The 635-nt window shown below is 51.3% G+C and carries 1 protein-coding gene; it reads right to left on the bottom strand.

What is annotated here, in order from left to right:
- Positions 1 to 248: 248 nt before the first annotated feature.
- Positions 249 to 635, bottom strand: a 387-nt coding sequence (gene trfA, locus AWB78_RS42965; protein WP_269768993.1) for a plasmid replication initiator TrfA, incomplete at its 5' end; no start/stop codon positions are given.

Below are 635 nucleotides of genomic sequence, written 5' to 3'. Positions count from 1 at the left end.
TTCGACTATTGGCCTGTGGATAACGGGCATCTCACCCTCTTACCTCTGAGATTGGCACGTTTTTTGTGCTCTGCAGGCCTGCAAACCCCCTCGTTCCCCGTCAAAAGGCTGGTCGTTCGCTCGGTTGGTGACTATTTGACTTGATTTTGGGTGTGCTGGATGGCTTTGCGGAGTCAAATAGTCACCGTTGATTGAAGCGGTAGTGATCATTTGACTAACGCAGAACTGCGATTACGTTGACCTTCGAGTCAGCGAGTCCCGTCGCTCGATACTCGATCGGCGTTGGCGGTGAGCATTTGACCGCGGACCACCTTGACTTTGTCCGTTTCGTCGAGTTGCCAAGACGAAAGAAAGCCTACTTCCGTCAAGCGGTCCAGTGCGGCTTTGATCGCGCGGCGGAAAAATTTGATCTCAGCCATTCGAGATCCACATAGCTTATGTATCGTCTCGACTTTCATTGGATACGGATGTTGATTAGTCGAGTAGAAGGCATGCAGCCATTTCTCCAAAGGAGAAAGCTTGGTCCTAATTTGCCAATCGATACGCGTGTAATCGCCAGGTCTGAGCTGTGCTGCGACCTCGCTGTTTATCTGCACCTTCCAAAAGGTCACTTCGTCAAAACCGCCCTCTTGCGC

The sequence above is a fragment of the Caballeronia calidae genome (assembly GCF_900044055.2).
In the GTDB taxonomy this organism is placed as follows: domain Bacteria; phylum Pseudomonadota; class Gammaproteobacteria; order Burkholderiales; family Burkholderiaceae; genus Caballeronia; species Caballeronia calidae.
This window is presented reverse-complemented; position numbering and strand designations above follow the sequence as displayed.